The following is a 22,885-nucleotide window of genomic DNA, read 5'->3' as shown; positions in this document are numbered from 1 at the left end:
CATCGGCTACCGGTCGGCGCGCGATGTCCGGCAGCATAAGGTCCACCATGGAAGTCGTTGTCGCTGTCATCGCGTTCGCCGGCGCCGTTCTGGCCGCCATCACCACCGGTGTCGTCGTCGGCCGCATCCGCGAGAAGCCGTCGGGATGGCTGGTCGCGTGGAGCATCACCACGGGGGCGATGTGCCTCTCGCTGGGACTGATCGCCCTGGGCCAGTTGATCGGGTTCGGGACGGTGACCTTCCGGCTGTTCCAGCTCACCGGGTCCCTGATCGGGCCGCTCTGGCTCGCCGTCGGCGTGTCCCAGCTCCTGGCCAGGAAGTCGTTCCCGCGCTTCGCCGGATGGCTCATCGGCGGCGCGCTGACCGGCCTCGGCGGCGTGATCATGCTGGTCGACCCGATCACCGCCACCTTCGGCAAGGAGTTCCCGGAGGCCGCCGTCTTCTGGGACATCTGGCCCGAATGGCTCCTGCGCGCCGTCCACGTCGTCGTCATCGCGATGCTGGTGATCTGGCTCGTGATCGCGGTGCTGCGCGGGCGCAGGGGCGACGACTACGACCTCGACAACATGAACGCCACGGTCGCGCTCGCCCCTGGCGGCATCGCCGTGTCCGCCGCGCTGGAGTTCGCGCTCCCCGGGATCGTCGTCGTCGCCGCCATGGCCGCGACCGCCGGAGGCGTCTGGTTCGCCCTCGCCCGGCCGCTCGCGCCGTACGAGGACGAGGATGACGAGGGCGACGAGGAGGCGGCCGGCGACCGGACGGGCGACGAGTGGGCGCGCGGCGGCGGGCGCGGGGGCGAGGTCCGGTCCGAGCCGCCGGCGGCCGCGCCTCCACGGCGTTCGGGCCTCGGCGATCTCGTCGCGGAGTACCGCGCGGGCGAGCAGGGCGAGGTCGACTACGCGGCGCGGATGCAGCCCTCGGACGGCTTCGCCCGGCAGCCCGGGGCCCCTCCGGGCCAGGACGGGTACGGCGGCGGGCGCGGGCGGGAGTACACGATGCCCCCGGCGGCGGCCCCGGCCGCGGACGCCGACTACGCGATGCCCACGGGCGGCCAGGAGTACAACATGCCGCAGGGCCCCTCGGAGTACGACCGGCGGCAGGCGGCCCGGCCCGAGTACGCGATGCCCGCGACGGGCACGGTGTTCGGCGCCGACGTGGCGGCGAACCTCGGCGTCGGGTTCGGCGGCCCCGCCGCGTCCGCCGCCCCCCGGGGCCAGGGCGGATCGGTCCGGCCGTCGCCGAACATCTACGGCCTGCTCACCGTGTTCACGCTGGTGGACGGCGCGGGAGAGGCGTTCGACAAGCTCGCCGAGGAGACGGTCGAGGCCGTGCTGCGCAACGAGCCGGACACGCTGATCTTCGTGTGCCACGGCGTGAAGTCCGCGCCGCTCCAGCGCATCGTGTACGAGCTCTACCGCGACGAGGTGGGGTACGCGGAGCACCAGCGCCAGCCGCACATGGAGCGGTTCGCCACGGAGCGCACGGCGCTGGTGCTGGCGGCCAACGTCATCGAGCTGACCGTGAACGCCGCCAAGGTGGTGCCCCTCCCCACCACCTTCAGGTGAGGGGCGGCGGGGAACCGGCTGAGGAGCGAGCGGGGAGCGAGGCGACTCCGAGCGACGGCGGCGGGAGTCGCCCGAGGAGCGCCCCGAGCGGTCGTGCCGGAGGCGCGGCGACCAGACGCCGCCGCGAGCGTCAGGCGGTCAGCGCGGCACGGAGGCGGGCCTCGTCCACGCGCCAGAAGTCGTGCTGGACGCCGTCGATCAGGGTGACGGGGATCATCTCCCAGTATTTGGCGTGATCTTCCTCGGAGGCGGTGATGTCCCGCTCCTCCCACGGCACGCCCAGATCGGCGGCCACGCGCTCGATGACGGCGCGGGCGTCGTCGCAGAGGTGACAGCCGGGTTTGCCGAGGAGGGTGATCCGATGCTCGCGGGGTGCCATGACGCCAGCCTATTCGGCGCTCTCCTCGGTCCTCCGCCACGCCGTGCCCGTACGGTCGCGTGACGAAGACGTGACAAAGCGGCCGCACGGTCAGGGGCGAGTTGGAGACTGGGCACGCGGTTTGGGACAGTGAACCGGCACCTACTTTGTGCATCGCTTCACAAAGGCACTAACCTGTAGGAACGCGAAATCGGTTACATCCACTCGTACGGTCGGGGACGATCTCCGGCTGTCCGTCCCCCTGGAGCACCGGCAAGTGACCCGCCGTATCCCTCAAGCGCGTGAGCGTGGCATTCCCGATGCGACGGTCGCGAGACTGCCGCTCTATCTGCGTGCCTTGAACGGGCTGGCCGAGCGTGGCACCGCCACGGTGAGCTCGGAGGACCTCGCGGTCGCGGCCGGGGTGAACTCGGCGAAGCTCCGCAAGGACCTCTCCCACCTCGGCTCGTACGGCACGCGGGGGGTGGGGTACGACGTCCAGTACCTGATCTACCAGATCTCCCGTGAGCTAGGTCTCACCCAGGATTGGGCCGTCGCCATCGTGGGGGTGGGTAACCTCGGGCGAGCGCTCGCGAACTACGGAGGGTTCGTCTCCCGCGGCTTCCGGGTCGCGGGCCTCTTCGACGCCGATCCGGCCGTGGTGGGCGAGCGGATCGCCGGGCTCGTGGTGGAACATGCCGACGGGCTCGAGTCAGTGATCAGGAAGCGCGGGGTGTCCATAGTGGTGATCGCGACGCCGGCGACGGCGGCGCAGCAGGTTTGCGACCGCGTCATCGCCGCGGGGGTCACCAGCATCCTGAACTTCGCCCCCGTGGTGCTGACGGTGCCGGACGGTGTCGATGTCCGTAAAGTCGATTTGTCCATTGAACTGCAGATTCTTGCGTTCCACGAGCAGCGTAAGGCGACTGGGGGGCCCATGATGGGCGATGAGTGGCCCGATGGGGTGGTCGTAGTGAGCGAGCGCGGGGCGGCGCTGGGCGAGGCGAGCCAATGAGCATCCTCGTCGTGGGTCTCAGCCACCGCACGGCTCCGGTGGCCCTCCTCGAGCGTGTCTCCGTGACCGGCGACGCGCTCGCCAAGCTGCTCCTCGACGTGCGCCGCGAGCCCACCGTCTCCGAGGCGATGGTCGTCTCCACCTGCAACCGCGTCGAGGTCTACGCGGACGTGGACCGCTTCCACGGCGCGGTGACGGCCGTGACCGACCTGCTCGCGACGCACTGCGGCATCCCCCAGGAGCGGCTCACCCCGCACCTCTACGTGCAGTACGAGGACCGCGCGGTGCACCACCTGTTCTCGGTGGCCTGCGGTCTCGACTCGATGGTCGTCGGCGAGGGGCAGATCCTCGGCCAGATCCGGGTCGCGCTCAAGCTCGCGCAGGACCAGGGCACCGTGGGGTCCGTACTCAACGAGCTCCTCCAGCAGGCCCTGCGGGTCGGCAAGCGCGCGCACGCCGACACCGCCATCGACCGCGCGGGCGCGTCGCTCGTCGGGGTCGGCCTGACCCTCGCCGAGCGCGAGGTCGGCCCGATCGCCGGGAAGCGCGCCCTGGTCGTCGGCGCGGGCTCGATGAGCGCGCTTTCGGCGGCGACCCTCGCCCGCTCCGGCGTGACCGAGATCGTCATCGCCAACCGCACCTACGAGCGCGCCGTACGGCTGGCCGAGTCGGTCGCCGGGCGCGCGGTGCGGCTCGACGAGATCGCCGCCGAGATCGCGGAGGCGGACATCGTCATCTCGTGCACCGGCGCCGGGACATGCCTGATCACGCCCGAGACGGTCGCCGGCGCGACCGGCCGCGGCCGTGACCTCTTCCTGCTCGACCTGGCCCTGCCGCACGACGTCGACCCCGCCGTACGGGCGCTGCCCGGCGTGACGCTGGTCGACCTCGAGTCCATGCAGCAGGCGGGCGTCGCCGACGACATCGGCGACGGCGGCCGGGCCGAGGCCATCGCGGCGGTCCAGGCGATCGTCACCGAGGAGGTGGCCGCCTACCTGGAGGCCGAGCGCGCGGCACGGGTGACGCCCACGGTGGTGGCGCTGCGCAGCAAGGCTGCCGAGGTGGTCGACTCCGAGATGGGCCGGCTGATCTCCCGCGTCCCCGAGCTGGAGGGACGCCTGCGCGACGAGGTGGCGCAGACTGTCAGAAGGGTCGTGGACAAGCTGCTCCACGAGCCCACCGTACGTGTGAAGCGACTGGCCTCCTCGCCCGGCGGCGACCAGTACGCGGAGGCGCTCCGCGAGCTGTTCAACCTGGACCCGCAGAAGCCCGAGGCCGTGTCGCGGATGGAGGTCGAGCCATGACCGCCCCCCTGAGGCTGGGCACCCGCAAGAGCGAGCTGGCCACCACCCAGTCGGGTCTGGTGGCGAGGCGCCTCACCGAGCTGACCGGGCGCGAGGTGGAGCTGGTCGGCGTCACCACGTTCGGCGACGTCAGCCGGGCCAACCTCACCCAGCTCGGCGGCACCGGCGTGTTCGTCAGCGAGCTGCGCAACAAGCTGATCGACGGCGAGATCGACTTCGCCGTCCACTCGCTCAAGGACCTCCCGACGGCCGACGACCCGCGGATCACGCTCGTCGCCACGGCGCTGCGCGACGACCCGCGCGACGCGCTGGTGAGCTCCGCCAAGCTGGCCGACCTGGCGCCCGGCGCCCGGGTGGGCACCGGATCGCCGCGCCGCGTCGCGCAGCTCCGCGCCCTGCGGCCGGATCTCCAATACGTCCCGATCAGGGGAAACGCGCCCACGCGGATCGGCAAGATCGCCGCCGGTGAGCTGGACGCCGTCGTGCTGGCCACCGCCGGCCTGCGCCGCTTGGGCCGCGACGGCGAGATCTCGCAGATCTTCGAGGTCGACGAGCTGCTTCCGGCGCCCGGCCAGGGTGCGCTCGCCGTCGAGTGCCCGGCCGACCGCGCCGACCTGATCGAGTTGCTGGGCGTCCTCGACGACCCGCGAACCCGCACGGCGGTTACCGCCGAACGCGCGGTGCTTTCCGCCCTCGAAGCCGGTTGTGCGGCGCCGGTAGGTGCGTTCGCCTCCGATGACGGGCACATTCTCAACCTGACCGCGACCGTCGTCGCCATCGACGGTGTCCGGTCAGTGCGCAAGTCCACCTCCGGACCCCGTCTGGCGGCCATGGACCTCGGCCGTGATCTCGCGGCCGCCATGATCGCCGAGGGGGCCGGCACGTTGATGGGGGAGCAGGCCCATTGAGCCCCACGAATACCGTTCCAGAGCCCCGATCGGGTTTCGTCGCCTTCGTCGGCGCCGGCCCCGGTGACGAGAACCTGCTCACATTGCGTGGCGCCGACCTGCTGTCCAGGGCCGACGTCGTCGTGCTCGACCAGCAGGCGTACGCCCCGCTGCTGCGGCACTGCCGTAAGGACGTCGAGGTGGTGGACGTCACCGCCGAGGCCGCCGAGAACTCGATCTCGCTGAAGACGCTGCAGGACGCCAAGGCGGGGCGCACCGTCGTACGGGTGTGCCCCGGCGACCCGTCGTTCTTCTCCTCGGTCACCGAGGAGGTCGCGGCCTGCGCCAAGGCCGACGTGGACTTCGAGATCGTGCCCGGGGTCCCGCCGGCGACGGCCGTGCTGACCTACGCCGGCATCCCGCCGGCGGTGGCCGTGCCCGAGTTCCGCATCGTCGACGCCGCCCAGGTGGACGACTGGTCGCGGCACGCCGGGTGCGAGGGCACTCTCGTGATCTACAACGGCGTCGCGGACGCCGTCCCGATCGCCAAGGCGCTGATCGCCGCGGGCAAGCCGGACACCACCCCGGTCGCGGTGACGAGCGAGGGCACCACCACGGAGCAGTTCACCGTCGTGTCGTCGCTCGGCCGCATCGGCCCCGACCTCAAGCACGCGGGCATGACCGAGCCCGCGCTGATCGTCGTCGGCGACGCCGTCGGCATGCGCGACCGCCTCTCGTGGTTCGAGACCAAGCCGCTGTTCGGCTGGCGGGTCCTGGTGCCGCGCACCAAGGAGCAGGCCGAGGGGCTGTCCGAGCAGCTCCGCTCGTACGGCGCGGTGCCCGAGGAGGTGCCGACGATCTCCGTCGAGCCGCCACGTACGCCGCAGCAGATGGACCGCGCCATCAAGGGCCTGGTCACCGGCCGCTACGAGTGGGTCGCGTTCACCAGCGCCAACGCCGTCAAGGCGGTGCGCGAGAAGTTCGAGGAGTACGGCCTGGACGCGCGGGCGTTCGCCGGGCTCAAGGTGGCCGCCGTCGGCGGGGCGACGTCCCGCGCCCTCGTCGAGTTCGGCGTGAAGCCCGACCTGGTCCCGACCGGCGAACAGTCGTCGGAGGGGCTGCTCGCGGAGTGGCCGCCGTACGACTCGATGCTCGACCCGATCAACCGCGTCCTGCTGCCGCGGGCCGACATCGCGACCGAGGCTCTGGTCGCTGGCCTGACCGAGCTGGGCTGGGAGTGCGACGACGTGACGGCGTACCGGACGGTGCGCGCCGCGCCGCCGCCCGCCCCGATCCGCGAGGCGATCAAGGGCGGTGGCTTCGACGCGGTGCTGTTCACCTCGTCGTCCACGGTGCGCAACCTCGTCGGCATCGCCGGCAAGCCGCACAACGTGACGGTGATCGCCGTGATCGGGCCGCAGACGGCCAAGACCGCCGAGGAGTTCGGGCTGCGGGTGGACGTGATGGCCGACAGGCCGTCCGCCTCCGCGCTCGCGTCCGCCCTGGCGGAGTACGGTGCCAAGCAGCGGCACGCGGCCATCTCGGCCGGCGAGATGCCGCGCCGGCCCTCCCAGAACCGCAGGGGGGCGCGCCGGCGCTTCAAGTGACGTCACCGGGCCCCGGCGCGCGGTACGGGCGAAGCGCGCCGGGGCGGTCCGGGGGCCTGTCCAGTCCGAGTGGAGAAGACGATCGTGAACGCTGAATTTCCGGTGGCGCGGCCGCGACGGCTGCGCCGTACCGCGTCGATGCGCCGCCTGGTCGCCGGGACGCGCCTGCACCCGGCCGACCTGATCCTGCCCGTGTTCGTCAAGGAGGGCATCGCCGACCCGCAGCCCGTGGCGTCCATGCCGGGGGTCGTCCAGCACACGCGCGACTCGCTGCGCAAGGCCGTCCACGAGGCGGCGGAGGCCGGGGTCGGCGGCGTCATACTGTTCGGCATCCCCCTCCACAAGGACGCGCGCGGTTCGGGGGCCGACGACCCCCGGGGCATCGTGCAGCTCGCCCTCGCCGACCTCGCCTCCGAGGTCGGCGACGCGCTGGTCCTCATGTCCGACACCTGCCTCGACGAGTACACCGACCACGGCCACTGCGGCCTGCTGACCGACGCGGGCGAGGTGGACAACGACGCCACGCTGGAGCGGTACGCGTCGGCGGCGGTCGCGCAGGCGCGGGCCGGGTCGCGCATGATCGCTCCGAGCGGCATGATGGACGGCCAGGTCGCCGCGATCCGCCGGGCCCTGGACGCCGACGGCTTCGCCGACGTCCCGATCCTCGCCTACTCGGCCAAGTACGCCTCGGCGTTCTACGGGCCGTTCCGCGACGCCGCCGAGTGCGCGCCGCAGTTCGGGGATCGCAGCGCGTACCAGCAGGACCCGGGCGGCCCCGTCGGCGAGGCGCTGCGCGAGGTGCGGCTCGACCTCGCCGAGGGCGCGGACGCGGTGATGGTCAAGCCCGCGCTGCCGTACCTGGACATCCTGCGGCAGGTGCGCGACCTGGTCGAGGTGCCGGTGGCGGCCTACCAGGTCAGCGGCGAGTACGCCATGATCGAGGCGGCGGCGGCGAACGGCTGGATCGACCGCGAGCGGATGATCATGGAGTCGCTGGTCGGCATCCGCAGGGCCGGCGCCGACATGATCCTGACCTACTGGGCCACCGAGGTAGCGCGCCGCCTGCGGGCGTAGCGCGGCTTCGCCGGGGGGTGGCGCGGCACGCGCTGATCCGTAAAGGGCATTATCAGGTACAGCAAAAGAGCATCCGTGGGGGAGGAGCACGATGGTGGGGGCACCGCTGGCCCGCCGGACGAAACGGCGTGCGCATCGAAAGCCACGGAAGATCACGTCTGTACTTGAGTACGCCCAGCTCGGCTGGGCGAGCTGTCTCGGCGCCCACCCGCTCAGCGAGGGTGGGCGCGCGTGTTCCTGCGACCGGGTCGGCTGTCCCGACCCCGGCGCGCACCCGCTTTCCCCGGCGTGGCAGATGGAGGCGACGGTGGACTCCGCCCTCCTCACCCGCCGATGGGAGCTCAACCCCGACGCGAACGTGATCTTGCCCACGGGCCGGGTGTTCGACGTCTTCGACGTACCGTCCACGGCGGGAACGGCGGCGCTGGCCGTCATGGACGCCACCGGACAGGACACGGGCCCGGTCGCCGCGAACGGCGACCGGGTCCTTTTCTATGTCGCCACGAGGGGCGCGCCCGAGGACGAGGACGAGTGGTGGTCCTGCCACCTCGACTGCGACCCGGCGACGATCGAGTCCTCGCCCGGCCTGCGCTGGCACTGCCGCGACAGCTACGTGCTCGCCCCTCCCTCGACCCTGGTGACCGGCGCGGTGGTGAGCTGGCTGCGGCCCCCGGACGGGCGTCCCCTCCCCGACCCGCTCCGCGTCCTGGACGTGCTCGCCGACGCCTGCGAGTGACGCCCGGTGAGTGAGACCCGGTGAGTGAGACCGCCCGAGTGAGGCCCGGCGCGTGACTCGCCCGGGGGAGAGCCGCGCGGGCGGGAGCCCCGCGGGTGAGGGGCCGCCTCGCCCCGCCCGTAGGCTGGGAGGCGTGAGCCGTACGGAGAAGTCAGCGGAACTGTTCGAGCGGGCGCGGCGGATCGTGCCCGGTGGCGTCAACTCCCCGGTGCGCGCGTTCGGCGCGGTCGGAGGAGTGCCGAGATTCATGGCCTCCGGCCAGGGGCCGTACATCACGGACGTGGACGGCAACCGCTACGTCGATCTCGTCTGCTCCTGGGGGCCGATGATCCTCGGCCACCGCCATCCGGCCGTGATGGAGGCCGTCGAGGGCGCGCTGGCCCGCGGCCTGTCGTTCGGGACGGCCACCGAGGGCGAGGTGCTGCTGGCAGAGGAGATCGTCTCCCGGGTCGCGCCGGTGGAGAAGGTCCGGCTGGTCAGCTCGGGCACCGAGGCCACCATGTCGGCCGTGCGGCTCGCGCGCGGCTTCACCGGCCGGGCGAAGGTGGTCAAGTTCGCCGGGTGCTACCACGGCCACGTGGACGCCCTGCTGGCCTCCGCCGGGTCGGGTCTGGTCACGTTCGGCCTCCCGGACACGCCCGGCGTGACCGGCGCGTCGGCCGCCGACACGATCGTCCTGCCGTACAACTCGGTCGAGGCGGTCGAGGAGGCGTTCCGCACGTTCGAGATCGCCTGCGTCATCACCGAGGCGTGCCCGGCCAACATGGGCGTGGTCCCGCCGGCGCCCGGCTTCAACCGGCGCCTGCGCGAGCTCTGCACCCAGTACGGCGCCTTGCTGATCATCGACGAGGTGCTCACCGGCTTCCGGGTCTCCGCCTCCGGCTGGTACGGCCTGGACCCGGTCGACGCGGATCTCATGACGTTCGGCAAGGTCATGGGCGGCGGGATGCCGGCCGCGGCCTTCGGCGGGCGGGCCGACGTGATGGCGCTGCTCGCGCCTGAGGGGCCGGTCTACCAGGCGGGGACACTCGCCGGAAACCCGCTGGCCTCCGCGGCCGGCCTGGCGACGCTGCGGGCCTGCGACGCGAGCGTGTACGAGCGGGTGGACGCGGCCGCCCGGACCGTGAGCGGGGCCGCCTCCGACGCGCTGGCGGCCGAGGGTGTCCCGCACCGGTTGCAGCGTGCGGGCAACCTGTTCTCGATCTTCTTCACCGACAGGCCGGTCACCGACTTCGAGTCGGCGAAGGCGCAGGGCGCCGAGGCGTACCGCGCGTTCTTCCACGGCATGCTCGACCAGGGGGTCTATCTGCCGCCGTCGGCGTTCGAGGCGTGGTTCCTGTCCGCCGCGCACGACGAGGAGGCGCTGACGCGGGTCGTCGAGGCGCTTCCGCTCGCCGCCAAGGCCGCCGCCGCCACGCTGTGAGGCCGTGACGCCGTGACGCTCTGTTCCGGCGCGCGCGACAGTTCAGCGATGGCGCGCTTTTCGCGTGTCCACCGTTTAGACTCACTTACATGTTGGATCTGAACCGGCTGAAGGCGCTGCACGCGGTGGCCGTCTACGGTTCCGTCGCCGCCGCGGCCGACGCGCTGATGGTGACCCCGTCGGCGATCTCGCAGCAGCTCGCCAAGCTCGAACGCGAGACCGGCGCGGTCCTCGTCGAGCGGAACGGGCGCGGCGTGAAGCTCACCGACGCGGCCGGGCTGCTCGCCGACCACGCGGAGCGGATCCTCGCCCTGGTCGAGACGGCGGAGGCCGACTTCGAGGCGCTGCGCGGCACCGTGGTCGGGCGGCTCGTCATGGCCGCGTTCCCGACCGCGGCCCGGGGGATCATGCCCGGGGCGCTGGCGATGATCAAGAAGCAGCACCCCGACCTCGACCTGGTCGTCTACGAGCGCGAGCCGGAGCGGCAGATCCGCGAGGTGACCCGGGGCGAGATCGACCTCGCCGTGGTGCAGGACTGGCTGAACCGCCCGATGGCCATCCCCGAGGGGTTGTCGCGGGCGGCGCTGCTCGACGACATCGCGGACGTGGTCGTGCCGGCCGGCCACCCGCTCGCGGACAAGCGGGAGATCGAGCTGGCCGACCTGCCGGGAGCGGACTGGATCAGCAGCTCGTCCGGCACGGTCTGCCACGACTTCCTGATGTTCCTGCTCAGATCGGCGGAGAAGGAGCCCGAGATCGTCTGCATGGCGGACGAGTACCCCACGCAGCTCGCGTTCGTCGCCGCGGGCCACGGGTGCGCCCTGATCCCCCGCCTGGGCCGCGGCCGGCTGCCCGACGGCGTGCGCGCGATCCCCGTCGTGCCCCGGCTCGAACGGCGCATCTACGCCCTGTGGCGCACCGACGCCGCCCGCCGCCCCGCGATCAGGGCCGCCGTGGACGCGCTGCAGCGCGCGGCGACCGCCGCCTGACCGGCGGGTAGGCTCACCTGCCATGACCAAGACCACCGTCGTCCACCTGCTCCGTCACGGCGAGGTTCACAACCCCGAGGGCGTCCTGTACGGCAGGCTCCCCGGCTACCACCTCTCGGAGAACGGCCGGCTCATGGCCGAGACCGTCGCCAAGGCGGTCGGCGGGCGGGACATCGTCGTCCTGCGCAGCTCCCCGATGGAACGGGCCCAGGAGACGGCGGCGCCCCTGGCGGCCGTCCTCGCCGCGGAGGTGGTCCTCGACGAGCGGCTGATCGAGGCCGCCAACGTCTTCGAGGGGCTGCGGGTGGCCGGAGGCAACGGCGTGTTCCGGGACGTGCGCGCCTACCGCCACTTCGTCAACCCGTTCCGCCCGTCCTGGGGCGAGCCGTACGGCGATGTGGTCCTGCGGATGAAGGCGGCCATCGACGACGCCCGGGAGGCGGCGCGCGGGCACGAGGCGCTGCTGGTCAGCCACCAGCTCCCCATCTGGATCATCCGCCTGGCGGCCGAGCGGCGGCGGTTGTGGCACGACCCGCGGCGCCGCCAGTGCTCCCTCGCCAGCCTCACCAGTTTCACGTTCGAGGGCGACCGGCTGGCGAGCATCGGCTACAGCGAGCCCGCCGGCGGGCTGCTGCGCGGCAACCCCGTACCCGGCGCGTGAACCCGGCGGCGGGAGCACCGGATCCGCTGGGTAGAGTTACAGCTCTACCGGTTGTAGTTATAGGAGATACTCCCGCGTGTCCGCCAAGAGTCTGTCTCTGATCGCTGCGAGCACCGCTCTTGCCGTGACAGCCCTCGCGGGGTGCGCGGGCAACCAGGAGGGGCAGCCGCAGTCCGGTGACACCCGCTTCGTCGCGGGTGACGGCAAGGTCACGGTCTTCGACGCCGCGGGCCGCCGTACGGCGCCGTCCATCGAGGGCACGACCCTCGACGGCGCGACCGAGAAGCTCGGCTCCGGCAAGGTCTACGTGCTGAACTTCTGGGCGTCCTGGTGCGCCCCCTGCCGGGCCGAGGGGCCCGTGCTCAAGGACATCGCGGCCAAGACCAAGGACAAGGGCGTCCAGTTCCTGGGCGTCAACTTCAAGGACCAGAAGGCCGCCGCCCAGGCGTACGACCGCTCGTTGCAGCCCGGATATCCCAGCATCTTCGACCAGGCGGGCCGGGTGCTGCTCTCCTTCCAGGGCACCGTCCCGCCCGCGGCGATCCCGTCCACCCTGATCATCGACGGCCAGGGCCGGATCGCCGCCCGCGCGCTCGGCGCGGTGAAGTACAACGACCTGCTCGCCGCGATCGACAAGGTCGCCGATGAGCGCGGCTGATCTGGCCACCACCGTCGCGTCCGGCTCGCTGCTGGTCGCGGTGCCGATCGCGGTCGCGGCCGGCGTGGTGTCCTTCCTCTCGCCGTGCGTGCTGCCGCTGGTGCCGGGCTACCTGTCGTACGTCACGGGTATGAGCAGCGACGCCAGGCGGGGCCGGATGGTGCTGGGCAGCGTCCTGTTCGTCCTCGGGTTCGCCGCGGTGTTCGTGCTCGGGGGAGCGCTCTTCGGCGGCCTCGGCGGCGTGCTGTTCGGCAACATCGACCTGATCACGCGGGTGCTCGGCGTCGTCACGATCGTCCTCGGGCTGGCCTTCATCGGGCTGGTGCCGGGGCTGCAGCGCGACCTCCGCATCCACAAGGTGCCCGCCGCGGGCCTCGCGGGCGCGCCGCTGCTCGGCGTCGTCTTCGGCCTCGGCTGGACCCCGTGCATCGGGCCCACGCTCGCCGTGGTCCTCGCGCTCTCGGTCGACCAGGGCAGCGCCGCCCGGGGCGCCGCGCTCGCCTTCGCGTACGCGCTGGGGCTGGGGCTGCCGTTCGTGCTCGCCGGGCTGGCCTACCGGCGGGCGCTGCACGCGTTCAAGGCGGTCCGCCGCCACTCCCGGCTGATCACCAGGATCGGGGGCGCGATGCTCGTGGCCGTCGGGATCCTCCTGGTGACCGGCCTCTGGGGAGAACTCATCGCCGGCCTGCAGGTGTGGGTGGGCGGATTCGAGCCGGTGATCTGAGATGACGACGAAGAGCGAGGAAACCGAGGTGACCGAGCGGGAGCCGCGTCCGGCGGGGCTCGGTGTGGTCGGCTGGCTGCGCTGGGGGTGGCGGACGCTCACGTCGATGCGCACCGCCCTGATCCTGCTGTTCCTGTTCGCGCTCGGCTCGGTGCCGGGGTCGATCTATCCGCAGCGGGGCGTCGATCCCGGCCGGGTCGCCCAGTACTTCGAGAACAGCCCGACCGAGGCCGAATGGCTGGACCGGTTCTGGATGTTCGACGTCTTCACGTCGCCCTGGTTCGCCGCCATCTACCTGCTGCTGTTCCTCTCGCTCGCCGGGTGCGTGTTCCCGAGGGTGGTCGTCCACTTCAAGGAGCTGCGCAGGAAGCCGCCGGCCGCGCCGCGCAACCTGAACCGGCTCCCGCAGAGCGCGTCGTTCGAAAGCGACCTGACCGTCGAGGAGGCGGCGGCGAGGCTGCGCCGCGACCGGTTCCGGGTGGTGACCGGCCCCGACTGGGTCGGCGCGGAGAAGGGCTACCTGCGCGAGACCGGCAACCTGCTGTTCCACATCTCGCTGCTCGCGCTGCTGTTCGCGGTCGGAGCGGGCGCCCTGTTCGGCTACCGGGGCAACGTCCTGGTCGTCGAGGGCGAGGGCTTCGCCAACACCGTCGCCGCCTACGACCGTTTCATCCCGGGACAGCAGGTGTCGGCCGAGTCGCTCCAGCCGTTCTCGTTCACGCTGAAGGACTTCCAGGCCACGTACGTCGCGGCGGGGGAGAAGCGGGGCCAGCCCCTCGACTACGCGGCCACGCTGTCGGTGCAGGACACGCCGTCGTCGCGGCCGCGTGACGTCGAGCTCAAGGTCAACGAGCCGCTCGACGTGGACGGCACGCTGACCTATCTGCTCGGCCACGGCTACGCGCCCACGTTCAAGGTCACCGACGGGAAGGGCCACACGGCGTACGAGGGGGCGGTCCCCTGCCTGGCCAACGACCAGGCGACCTACACCTCCGAGTGCGTCATCAAGGTGCCCGACGCCCAGCCCGACCAGCTCGGTTTCCTGGTCCGCTTCCTGCCGACCACCGTGCCGAACGGCGACACCTGGGTGTCGGTTTTCCCTGGCGCGGCCAACCCGACGGTCCAGGTCTTTCCCTTCTCCGGCGACCTCGGGCTGAAGTCCGGCCAGCCCCAGTCGGTGTACCAGCTCGACACCGACAACCTGAAGCCGCTGGGCAAGATGTCCACCCAGCCCAAGCCGCTCAACGTCGGCGACACGCTGGAGCTCGCCGACGGCGCGGGGACGATCCAGTTCACCGGGGTCAAGGAGTGGATCAGCCTGCAGACCGCGTACGACCCGGGCCGGATGCCCGCCCTGATCGCCGCCGCGGCGGCCGTGCTCGGCCTGGTGTTGTCGCTGACCGTGCAGCGCCGCCGGGTGTGGGTGCGGGTGAGGGGCCGACAGGTCACGGTGGGAGGATTGACCCGCACCGAAGGCGGCGGCGCGAGCTTCACGGAGGAGTTCGCCGAGATCGTCACGAAGCTCCGCGGTGCCGCCCCCTCCGAGCCCTCCGAGCGCTCCCAGCCCGAGGACCGGTCCGAGGACGACTCCGTGCCCGACCGCGAGCCCGTTTCGCCGAGCAACCGCTCGGCCGAGGAGTAGAAGATGCCGCCAGCCCAGGTCAACGAGGGCCTCGCCACGCTGAGCGACCAGCTCATCCTGGTGACCGTCCTGCTCTACCTCGTCGCCATGATCGCCTACGCGCTGGAGCTGGCCTTCGGCAGGGCCCGCACGGCCGCGGCCCCGGCGAAGAGCCGCCGGCTTGTCTCCGTCGGCGCCGCCGGATCGGACTCCTCCGCGTCCGCCGAGGCGGAGCCGGACGCCCCGAGCACCGCCACGCCCGCCGCCCCGGCCGGCTGGGCCGTCAAGGCCGGGGCGGTCGCGGTCGTCATCTCCTGGCTCGGCTGGGCGTGCAACCTCGGCGGCATCCTCACCCGCGGCTTCGCGGTGGACCGCTGGCCCTGGGGCAACATGTACGAGTTCGTCGTGGCCCTGTGCTTCGCCGCGGTGAGCGCGTTCCTCGTCCTGCTCACCCGGCAGCCGATCCGGTTCCTCGGCGCGTTCGTGACGGTCGCCGCGGCGCTCGGGCTCGGCTTCGCCGTCCTCTTCCTGCACGTCCAGGCCGGGCCGGTGATGCCCGCGCTCAACTCGTACTGGATCGCCATCCACGTGACCGCCGCGGTCGTCGCGGGCGGTCTGTTCCTGGTCGCCGGGGTGTGCGCCGTCCTCTACCTGGTGCGCAACGACGGCCGGGTGTCGGTGCTGCCGTCGAAGGAGCAGCTCGACCGCATCGCCCACCGCGCGATCGTGATCGCGTTCCCCATCTGGACGTTCGCCGTCATCGCCGGGGCCCTGTGGGCGGACCGGGCCTGGGGCCGCTACTGGGGCTGGGACCCCAAGGAGGTCTGGTCCTTCATCACCTGGATCGCCTACGCGGCCTACCTGCACGCCCGCGCGACCGCCGGATGGCGCGGCAAGGCCGCCATGATCGTGTCGCTGGTGGCGTTCGCCTGCCTGCTGTTCAACCTGGTCGGCGTCAACATCTTCTTCAGCGGCCTGCACTCCTACGCGGACGTGCCCAAGTAACCGTCGGACCCGCGGGCCACGCCTCGGAGTGCGTGGCCCGGAAGGTCACTCCTCGTTCCGCAGCCGGCGCTCCAGCGCGCGCAGGAACTCAGGGTCGTCGTCCGGCCCCCGTGGCGCCTCGGCGTGCGGGGGCCGCTGCCGTGTCTCGTCCCACCCCTCCGGCGGCGCCGCCCCGCCCAGTACGGCGTCGCCGCCGCGGGGACGTCCCAGGACGAGCCAGAACACGCCGCCGACAGCGGCCAGGAACAGCACGATCAGCACCCACAGCAGTTTGGGGAGGTTGCGCGCCGCGCCTTCCGGTGTCGTGATCACGTCGAACAGGCAGTAGAGCCAGAAGGCCAGCAGCGCCAGACCGAGAATCACGCTAGGCATGCCCACACGGTAAGCCATGTCGCGGCTTGATCGGGCCGCCGTTGCCGTAGCCGTAGGGCTTTCCGCGTCCCGGAGGCCGTGACTTGGGGGATGGCGGAGCCCGGACGGGCAACGTACGGTGGACCCGGTACCGCGCCTCCGGATCATGCTCCGGGCCCGGCGCGGCGGTGGGCACCGCCCAGAGCGAGGGACGAGTGAGCACATGGGCACCGTAGGCGGAGCGATCCCGCCGGGGCGCGACCTGGGGAGGGCGCCACACGCGTCCGCTCCCCGCGAGGCGACGGGTGGGGACCATGGCGCAACCGGGTGACAGGGGCCGCCACCGGCGCGGCTCGCGGTGGTGGCAGCGCGGGGCGTACACCCAGCAGGGGCGGGGCGCCGACGTGCCGGAGCGCCCCCCAGAGCGCGTCAGGGAACGTCTCCAGGAGCGCGTGCCGGAGCGGTTCCAGGAACACTTCCAGGACGGGCCGCGGGAGCGCCCCGCGGACCGGGTCCACGCGGTCACCGCCCCGGTCGTGGACCGCCCGCGGTACGCCTGGAGCGACTTCGAGCTGGACGACCTGCCCGCGCGGGCGCGGCCGCACGGGCCGGACGCCCCGGACCTGCGGGACGGCCTGCGGCACTGCGGGCCGCTCGAACGGGTGCTCCACCGCGAGTGGGACTCCGCCGACGGGCCGCCCTCGGCGGACGCCGTACGGGCCGTGGACAGCCTCGCGCGGCTGCCCGAGAACCTCAAGCTGATGCTCGCCACGACCCTGGACGGCATCTACGTCGGCCGGGGCGGCGTCCCCGACCTCGACGACATGGGCTATCTGCGCGGCGCGCCGCTGCCGTCCGGCCGGGCCACCTGGGACGCCTGCGCCGGCGCGTACGGCGATCGCAAGATCGTGGTGGGCGACCGTCCATCCCCGACACCCGACGTGATGATGCACGAAGTCGGTCATGCTCTGGACGACGTGGACGCCCATCCGGGAGAGTGGGTCTCCGACTCACCCGAGTTCGCCGCGCTGTACGAGGAATGCTTCCCGCTGTTCGCCTCGGCGTTCCACCGGCAGCCCGGTGGGCTGGGGCGGAAGGAGTTCTTCGCCGACGCGTTCGCCGCGATCGCATCCCGGCAGCGTCCGGCCCTGGTGGACATGCTGGGCGGTGACACGCGGGCGGCGCTGAACGTGATGCTGTTCTTCAACCGGCGCTACGGAATCTAGGTGATCGTGGATGTACGTGATCCGGCTCACTGACGGGACACTGCGCGTGCCGCAATCACTGACGAGCGACGACGGCCGCCTGATCGGCAACGCGTACGTCGACGTCGTCCCGGGGGAGCCGGACTACGACCGGTGGCTCGCCGAGTCGGTCACCGAGGAGGAGCACGCCGAGCGGCGGCGCCGGTGGCGCGAGGAGAACGACGATCTGGAGCGGGAGTTCCTCGCCTTCAAGGCCGACGCCGAGGCGCGGGACACGCCGTCGGCCCCGGGGGAGACGGCGGCGTCACCGGACGAGGGGTCGGGCCACGCGGACGAGCAGGACGCGCGCTGACGAGCGCAGGACGCCGCGTGGCGTGCGGCGGCGGAAGACGGCGCCGGAGGACGTCCGGCACCCCGGTGGACGGCGCCGGGAGTGCGGGCCCGGGGGAAGCGGCCCGGGAGAGCGGCGCCATCTGACGCGGGTGACCCTGCGGCATCCGGGTGGCACGCAGGATCACCTGGTCGGTGTATCAGACCCGAGGTGAGTCGCCGTTAGGCCGGTCGGCCGTCAGGACGTCCTCTCCACGGAGGAGGGCGTGCACTTCCGACTCTCGGAACCGCCGGTGCCCCCCGGGGGTACGGATGCTGCTGATTCGTCCCGCCGCGGCCCAACGTGTCACGGTCTTCGGGTCGACCCGGAAGAGGGCGGCAACCTCTCCAGGGGTCAGCAGTCGCTCGCTGCTACTCTCCACAATCTCTCCCCCTCGCATCCCGCGTCCTGCAGCGGGCGGACAGGTAACCAGTGTGCCGAGCGAAGCCTGATTTATCCGTGGTTTTCGTAGAAGATCACGGGTTGTTATCGGCTCAGTGCCCGATTGTTATATGATAGAGCCTCTTTGGGGTGCTCATGGGTGTTTCTTTACAAAAGCGCCCTCTTGGGCACACTAGCAGTGCTCGTGCGGGATGCGAAGAGAGTCACTCGTCCCCGTGACGTAACCTCGACGGTGTGCGTCCCGTTGTCGTTTACACGCTCTCTCGTCTCGGCCTGTTCGCCGTGGCCCTCGCGGTGCTCTATCTGCTCGGGCTGCGCACGTACCTGCTGCTGATCGCCGCCTTCCTGGTCAGCGGCCTGGCCAGCTACGTGCTCCTGTCCAAGCAGCGTGACGCGGTCAGCGCCCAGGTGGCGCAGAAACGCGAGAGGCCAGCCGGAAACTAGGGCAACGGGAACATACCGATCCGGGCATGGTACTCATGCCCGAGCTTCGTCGTGTCGCTTCCCACCAAAAGCCCGCTCTTTGTCGTCAGGAACGCCTTTACTCCGATTCCCCGGGTGCGTGTGGGGTTCCAGGCGAGGGCCTTGCCCGTGGCCGGGTGGATCGCCCCGATGCCCGGCCGTTGGACCGATCCAGGCCCGGCGTTGTCGGAGCCCTTGGGGTTGTCCAGCCAGCGCTGGTGGCCGCCCACGTAGACCGCCGCGTTGGTGACAGCGACGGAGTAGAGCGAGTCGCCGCCGGTCAGGTTGACCCAGGTCGGACGGATGTCATTGCCCCGGGAGTACGTCTCGAACCTGGCGGCGGAGTCGCACAGCTTGCTGGTGCGCGGAGCCGGGCCGCCGGTCGTCACCACGACGAAGAACTTGCCGTCGGGTGAGAAGTCGAGGCCGCGCACGTACCAGGGGAACACCGCCATGCAGGACGGCGCGTACGCCTCGGTGCGCCAGTCGGCCACGCGGTTCCCGACCAGGTCGATCAGCGCGACCTGCGGACGGCGCAGCCCGTCCACCGTGGTGAACGAGCCGTCGATGGCGAGCCGGTCCCGGGTGGCGGCCATGGCGTAGACCTTGACGGTCGTCCCGCGCGGATCGCCCGGCGTGATCGTGAAGTCCGGGTCCACGGCCCCCGTCGCCGCGTCGAGCCGGGCCAGGGCCGTTCGGGGGGTGCCTCCGATCTGGATGAAGTCGCCGCCCACGTACAGCCGGTCGCCCTGGAGGACGAGAGCGGAGACGTCACCCCCGTAGGCGGGCGCGTCGAAGGAGTCCACCGTCGAGCCGTCGGCCAGGCTGAGCCGCACCAGCGCGCGGCCGGGGAAGTCGAAGGAGCCGCCGACGTAGACCGTGCCGTCCGTCCCGGAGGCCAGGGCGTAGACCGGCGCGCTGACCTCGGGGGCGAAGTCGCGCAGCACCCGTCCGGTGCGCAGGTCGTAGGCGAAGAGGTTCTGCCGGGGCAGCTGCTCGTCGCTCCCGGCGTCGCTGACGGCGGTGAAGTCCCCGCCGACGACCACCGTGCCGCCGACCAGCGTGATCGCGTTCACGATGCCGTCCAGCACGTGGGGGGTGTTGGCGACCGGTTTCTGCGAGACGACGGCGGGCTGCCTGACACCGGCCTGTGCTGTGCCGGCGGGGAGTACGGCGAGCGCCGCGATAAGCAGTGCGGTGGAGTGTCTGGCAAGCATTCCCGAAGTACTAGCACACCCTTCGTAATCAATGTGCTACGTTCCGCGCATTCGGTGCGGGTGGGGAGATGGCGTCCCCGGCGCGGCCTAGGCTTGCCTCCATGACGCGCGCTTCCCTGGACAAGCAGCCGCACGAGGTCGCCGCGATGTTCGATCGCACGGCCCGGCGCTACGACCTCGTCAACGACGTCCTCTCCCTCGGGCAGGACCGGCTCTGGCGCAAGGCCACGGCCGCCGCGATCGACGCGGGGCCGGGCGAGCTGGTGCTGGACCTCGCGGCCGGCACCGGGACCTCGACCGACGCCTTCACCCTGCTCGGAGCGCGCGCGATCGCCTGTGATTTCTCTCTCGGGATGCTCCGCACCGGAGTGGAGCGGCGCGGCGGCTCCGGCCTGTCGGGCGGCGGGGTGCGCGGCGTCAGCTTCGTCGCGGGGGACGCGCTGCGGCTGCCCTTCGCCGACGACGCCTTCGACGCGGTCACCATCTCGTTCGGGCTGCGCAACATGGCCGACACCCACGAGGCGCTCCGCGAGCTGCTGCGGGTCACCCGGCCGGGCGGCCGCCTCGTGATCTGCGAGTTCTCCCGGCCGCCGATCAAGTCCTTCGACCTGGTCTACTCGCAGTACCTCATGAAGCTGCTCCCTCAGGTGGCGCGGGCGGTGAGCTCCAACCCCGACTCGTACGAGTACCTCGCCGAGTCGATCCAGGAGTGGCCGGACCAGGCGGCGCTCGCGCGCGTCATCCAGGAGTCGGGCTGGGGGAAGGTGGCCTGGCGTAACCTCTCGCTGGGGATCGTGGCGCTCCATCGGGCGGTAAAACCCAAAGTTACCCAGAGGTAGGCGCACCCCTCTGACATGGAACGCGCAAGAGGGGTTAGACTTCGGCCGACAGTTTGTGAAGTGGTTCACAAAGGCACGAAGGTCCCGTACCAGTGGAGATCTTCGTCAGAGGACAGGAATCAGGTCCCCCGTGAGCGAGTCAGCCCCTGCGTGGCCGAGATCGGCGGCGTCCCACCGGACGCCGGCCTCTGAAGGCGGACGGGACGCCGACGTCATCGTCGTCGGCGCCGGCCCCGCGGGATCGACGGCCGCCTTCTACCTCGCCCAGGCCGGCCTCACCGTCCTCCTCCTGGAGAAGACCCGCTTCCCGCGCGAGAAGGTGTGCGGCGACGGGCTCACGCCGAGGGCGGTCAAGGAGCTCATCGCGATGGGCGTCGACATCGACGCCCCCGGCTGGACCAGGAACAAGGGCCTGCGCGTCGTCGGCGGCGGCCTGCGCTTCGAGCTCGACTGGCCCGAGCTGGCCAGTTTCCCCGACTTCGGCCTGGTCCGCACCCGCAAGGACTTCGACCAGATCCTGGCCGACAACGCCGTGCGCGCCGGCGTCACGCTGCTGCAGGGCGTCAACGTCACCGGCCCGGTCCTCGACGAGCGCAGCGGCCACGTCGTCGGCGTCACCGCCAGGCAGGACGGCGAGGAGGTCGCCTTCCGCGCGCGCCTGGTCGTCGCCGCCGACGGCAACTCCACCCGGCTCTCCCTGGCCATGGGCCTGCACAAGCGGGAGGACCGCCCGATGGGCGTCGCCGTGCGGACCTACTTCACCAGCCCCCGGCACGACGACGACTACCTGGAGACGTGGCTGGAGCTGTGGGACGGCGACCGGCTCCTCCCCGGGTACGGCTGGATCTTCGGCGTCGGCGACGGCACCTCGAACGTCGGTCTCGGGCTGCTGAACACCAGCGAAGCGTTCAAGAACATCGACTACCGCGACCTGCTCAGGCGCTGGGTGAAGAACATGCCCGCCGAGTGGGGGTACAGCGAGGAGAACATGACCGGCCCCGTCCGGGGGGCGGCGCTGCCGATGGGCTTCAACCGGCAGCCGCACTACACCCGGGGGCTGGTTCTCGTCGGCGACGCGGGCGGCATGATCAACCCGTTCAACGGCGAGGGCATCGCGTACGCCATGGAGACCGGCCGGACCGCGGCCGACGCCGTGGTCACCGCGCTCTCCCAGCCCACCCCCGCCCGCCGGGAACGGGTGCTGCGGGCCTACCCGCAGATCCTCAAGGACGCCTATGGTGGCTATTTCACGCTGGGCCGATACTTCGTCGAGGCCATCGGCAGGCCCGGCGTGATGAACTTCGCCACGCGGCACGCCATGCCGCATCCGCGGCTGATGAGATTCGCGCTGAAACTCCTGGGCAATCTCACCGACCCGCGGGGCGACGCCTCCGACCGGATCATCAACGCCCTCTCCAAGGTGGCTCCGTCCGCATGAGATTGATCACCCTTTTCCACCGAGCAAACGAGGACATGTAGCCATGGAGCTGTATGTGCCCATCCTGGTGCTCGCGGTCCTCGCGGCGGGGTTCGCCGTGTTCTCCGTGAGTATCGCCCCCTTCACGGGGCCGAAGCGCTGGAACCGCGCCAAGCTGGACGCCTACGAATGCGGCATCGAGCCGACTCCGCAGCCCGTCGGCGGTGGGCGCTTCCCGCTCAAGTACATGATCACAGCGATGCTGTTCATCGTGTTCGACATCGAGATCATCTTCCTCTATCCGTGGGCGGTCGCGTTCGACAGTCTCGGCCTGTTCGGGCTGGTCGAGATGGTGCTGTTCATCGTCACCGTCCTCGTGGCGTACGCCTACGTGTGGCGGCGCCGCGGTCTTGATTGGGATTAGCCATGGGTCTTGAAGAGAAACTGCCGAGCGGCTTCGTCCTGACGACGGTCGAGCAGGTGGCCGGCTGGGCGCGGAAGAACTCGGTCTGGCCCGCGACGTTCGGCCTCGCGTGCTGCGCGATCGAGCTGATGGCGACCGGCGCCTCCAAGCACGACCTCGCGCGGTTCGGCATGGAGCGCGCCTCCGCCTCGCCGCGCCAGGCCGACCTGATGATCGTGGCCGGCCGCCTGTCGCAGAAGATGGCGCCCGTGCTGCGCCAGATCTACGACCAGATGGCCGAGCCCAAGTGGGTCATCGCGATGGGCGTCTGCGCGTCCAGCGGCGGCATGTTCAACAACTACGCCATCGTGCAGGGCGTGGACCACGTCGTGCCGGTCGACATCTACCTGCCGGGCTGCCCGCCCCGGCCCGAGATGCTGATCGACGCCATCGTGAAGCTGCACGACAAGATCCAGAACATGAAGTTCGGCGCCCACCGCGCCAAGCAGATCGACGAGCTCGAACTCCAGGCGCTGCGGACGCTGCCGTTGATCGACCAGGGGGCGGACAGATGAGCGCGAACGCCAGAGAC

The 22,885-nt window shown here is 71.5% G+C and carries 25 protein-coding genes; 21 read left to right on the top strand and 4 right to left on the bottom strand.

What is annotated here, in order from left to right; translation table 11 throughout:
- Positions 1-47 precede the first annotated feature (47 nt).
- Positions 48-1,565 carry a hypothetical protein gene (locus AWQ70_RS04705; RefSeq protein WP_067170881.1) on the top strand — a complete coding sequence of 506 codons (1,518 nt, stop codon included), beginning with the start codon at positions 48-50 and terminating at the stop codon, positions 1,563-1,565.
- 130 nt (positions 1,566-1,695) lie between these two features.
- Here the strand turns inward: AWQ70_RS04705 and AWQ70_RS04700 are convergent, their stop codons facing one another.
- Positions 1,696-1,944, bottom strand: coding sequence for a glutaredoxin family protein (locus tag AWQ70_RS04700; protein WP_067170877.1), 249 nt, complete (start codon positions 1,942-1,944; stop codon positions 1,696-1,698).
- A 256-nt stretch (positions 1,945-2,200) separates the two neighbouring features.
- Here AWQ70_RS04700 and AWQ70_RS04695 point away from each other — a divergent pair, with 256 nt between their 5' ends.
- From AWQ70_RS04695 to ccsB, 13 genes are all read left to right on the top strand, one after another.
- Positions 2,201-2,938 (top strand): redox-sensing transcriptional repressor Rex, encoded by a 738-nt coding sequence (locus tag AWQ70_RS04695; protein ID WP_067170874.1) that lies wholly within the window; start codon positions 2,201-2,203, stop codon positions 2,936-2,938.
- Entirely contained in the window at positions 2,935-4,242 is a 1,308-nt protein-coding gene (locus AWQ70_RS04690) for a glutamyl-tRNA reductase (RefSeq protein WP_067170871.1), read from the top strand. The genes AWQ70_RS04695 and AWQ70_RS04690 overlap by 4 nt, the downstream gene beginning before the upstream one ends.
- Positions 4,239-5,150: a hydroxymethylbilane synthase gene (gene hemC / locus AWQ70_RS04685; RefSeq protein WP_067170868.1), complete on the top strand. Its 912-nt coding sequence runs from the start codon at positions 4,239-4,241 to the stop codon at positions 5,148-5,150. The genes AWQ70_RS04690 and hemC overlap by 4 nt, the downstream gene beginning before the upstream one ends.
- Entirely contained in the window at positions 5,147-6,736 is a 1,590-nt protein-coding gene (locus tag AWQ70_RS04680) for a bifunctional uroporphyrinogen-III C-methyltransferase/uroporphyrinogen-III synthase (RefSeq protein WP_067170865.1), read from the top strand. Before hemC ends, AWQ70_RS04680 begins: the two co-directional genes overlap by 4 nt.
- Before the next feature lie 84 nt (positions 6,737-6,820).
- Positions 6,821-7,810, top strand: a complete 990-nt coding sequence (hemB, locus tag AWQ70_RS04675) for a porphobilinogen synthase (RefSeq protein WP_067170862.1) — start codon at positions 6,821-6,823, stop codon at positions 7,808-7,810.
- A 91-nt stretch (positions 7,811-7,901) separates the two neighbouring features.
- The gene (locus AWQ70_RS04670) at positions 7,902-8,546 is read left to right on the top strand and encodes a bifunctional DNA primase/polymerase (protein ID WP_067170859.1); all 645 of its coding nucleotides are present in this window, start codon (positions 7,902-7,904) and stop codon (positions 8,544-8,546) included.
- Between the two features lie 133 nt (positions 8,547-8,679).
- Positions 8,680-9,969 carry a glutamate-1-semialdehyde 2,1-aminomutase gene (gene hemL, locus AWQ70_RS04665; RefSeq protein ID WP_067170856.1) on the top strand — a complete coding sequence of 430 codons (1,290 nt, stop codon included), beginning with the start codon at positions 8,680-8,682 and terminating at the stop codon, positions 9,967-9,969.
- Between the two features lie 89 nt (positions 9,970-10,058).
- On the top strand, positions 10,059-10,958 hold the full coding sequence (locus AWQ70_RS04660; protein ID WP_067170852.1) for a LysR family transcriptional regulator: 900 nt from the start codon (positions 10,059-10,061) through the stop codon (positions 10,956-10,958).
- Between the two features lie 22 nt (positions 10,959-10,980).
- Positions 10,981-11,619 (top strand): histidine phosphatase family protein, encoded by a 639-nt coding sequence (locus AWQ70_RS04655; RefSeq protein WP_067170849.1) that lies wholly within the window; start codon positions 10,981-10,983, stop codon positions 11,617-11,619.
- A 124-nt stretch (positions 11,620-11,743) separates the two neighbouring features.
- Entirely contained in the window at positions 11,744-12,277 is a 534-nt protein-coding gene (locus tag AWQ70_RS04650) for a TlpA family protein disulfide reductase (protein WP_245646741.1), read from the top strand.
- Entirely contained in the window at positions 12,264-13,001 is a 738-nt protein-coding gene (locus AWQ70_RS04645; RefSeq protein ID WP_067170846.1) for a cytochrome c biogenesis CcdA family protein, read from the top strand. Before AWQ70_RS04650 ends, AWQ70_RS04645 begins: the two co-directional genes overlap by 14 nt.
- A 1-nt stretch (position 13,002) precedes the next feature.
- Positions 13,003-14,643, top strand: coding sequence for a cytochrome c biogenesis protein ResB (gene resB, locus AWQ70_RS04640; RefSeq protein ID WP_067170843.1), 1,641 nt, complete (start codon positions 13,003-13,005; stop codon positions 14,641-14,643).
- Positions 14,644-14,646: 3 nt separating this feature from the next.
- The gene (gene ccsB, locus AWQ70_RS04635) at positions 14,647-15,627 is read left to right on the top strand and encodes a c-type cytochrome biogenesis protein CcsB (RefSeq protein ID WP_067170840.1); all 981 of its coding nucleotides are present in this window, start codon (positions 14,647-14,649) and stop codon (positions 15,625-15,627) included.
- 45 nt (positions 15,628-15,672) lie between these two features.
- Here the strand turns inward: ccsB and AWQ70_RS04630 are convergent, their stop codons facing one another.
- Positions 15,673-15,999: a PLD nuclease N-terminal domain-containing protein gene (locus AWQ70_RS04630; protein WP_067171416.1), complete on the bottom strand. Its 327-nt coding sequence runs from the start codon at positions 15,997-15,999 to the stop codon at positions 15,673-15,675.
- Positions 16,000-16,292: 293 nt separating this feature from the next.
- Between AWQ70_RS04630 and AWQ70_RS04625 the strand changes: the two genes are divergently transcribed.
- Both AWQ70_RS04625 and AWQ70_RS04620 read left to right on the top strand, forming a co-directional pair.
- Positions 16,293-17,204 (top strand): hypothetical protein, encoded by a 912-nt coding sequence (locus tag AWQ70_RS04625; RefSeq protein WP_067170836.1) that lies wholly within the window; start codon positions 16,293-16,295, stop codon positions 17,202-17,204.
- Positions 17,205-17,220: 16 nt separating this feature from the next.
- Positions 17,221-17,535 (top strand): hypothetical protein, encoded by a 315-nt coding sequence (locus AWQ70_RS04620; protein ID WP_245646740.1) that lies wholly within the window; start codon positions 17,221-17,223, stop codon positions 17,533-17,535.
- Between the two features lie 178 nt (positions 17,536-17,713).
- On the opposite strand, the gene AWQ70_RS37325 is transcribed toward AWQ70_RS04620, so the two are convergent.
- Positions 17,714-17,953 (bottom strand): BldC family transcriptional regulator, encoded by a 240-nt coding sequence (locus AWQ70_RS37325; protein ID WP_082776639.1) that lies wholly within the window; start codon positions 17,951-17,953, stop codon positions 17,714-17,716.
- A 236-nt stretch (positions 17,954-18,189) separates the two neighbouring features.
- On the opposite strand from AWQ70_RS37325, the gene AWQ70_RS04615 reads away from it, so the two are divergent.
- Positions 18,190-18,399, top strand: coding sequence for a DUF4229 domain-containing protein (locus tag AWQ70_RS04615; protein WP_067170833.1), 210 nt, complete (start codon positions 18,190-18,192; stop codon positions 18,397-18,399).
- On the opposite strand, the gene AWQ70_RS04610 is transcribed toward AWQ70_RS04615, so the two are convergent.
- Positions 18,396-19,634 (bottom strand): NHL repeat-containing protein, encoded by a 1,239-nt coding sequence (locus tag AWQ70_RS04610; RefSeq protein WP_067170830.1) that lies wholly within the window; start codon positions 19,632-19,634, stop codon positions 18,396-18,398. The genes AWQ70_RS04615 and AWQ70_RS04610 overlap by 4 nt on opposite strands.
- A 101-nt stretch (positions 19,635-19,735) precedes the next feature.
- Here AWQ70_RS04610 and AWQ70_RS04605 point away from each other — a divergent pair, with 101 nt between their 5' ends.
- The 4 genes from AWQ70_RS04605 to AWQ70_RS04590 all read left to right on the top strand — a co-directional run bounded on the left by AWQ70_RS04605 (position 19,736) and on the right by AWQ70_RS04590 (position 22,868).
- Positions 19,736-20,473, top strand: a complete 738-nt coding sequence (locus AWQ70_RS04605; RefSeq protein ID WP_067170827.1) for a demethylmenaquinone methyltransferase — start codon at positions 19,736-19,738, stop codon at positions 20,471-20,473.
- 214 nt (positions 20,474-20,687) lie between these two features.
- Entirely contained in the window at positions 20,688-21,911 is a 1,224-nt protein-coding gene (locus tag AWQ70_RS04600; RefSeq protein ID WP_067171414.1) for a geranylgeranyl reductase family protein, read from the top strand.
- A 43-nt stretch (positions 21,912-21,954) separates the two neighbouring features.
- A complete protein-coding gene (locus AWQ70_RS04595) occupies positions 21,955-22,314 on the top strand; it encodes an NADH-quinone oxidoreductase subunit A (RefSeq protein WP_066942238.1) in 360 nt (119 codons plus the stop codon).
- A 2-nt stretch (positions 22,315-22,316) separates the two neighbouring features.
- Positions 22,317-22,868 (top strand): NuoB/complex I 20 kDa subunit family protein, encoded by a 552-nt coding sequence (locus AWQ70_RS04590; RefSeq protein WP_067170822.1) that lies wholly within the window; start codon positions 22,317-22,319, stop codon positions 22,866-22,868.
- Positions 22,869-22,885: the final 17 nt, after the last annotated feature.

Source organism: Microtetraspora niveoalba (assembly GCF_001570405.1).
Taxonomy (GTDB): Bacteria; Actinomycetota; Actinomycetes; order Streptosporangiales; family Streptosporangiaceae; genus Microtetraspora; species Microtetraspora niveoalba.
Note: the sequence above shows the minus strand (reverse complement) of the source record. Positions and strands in the feature narration are given on the sequence as shown.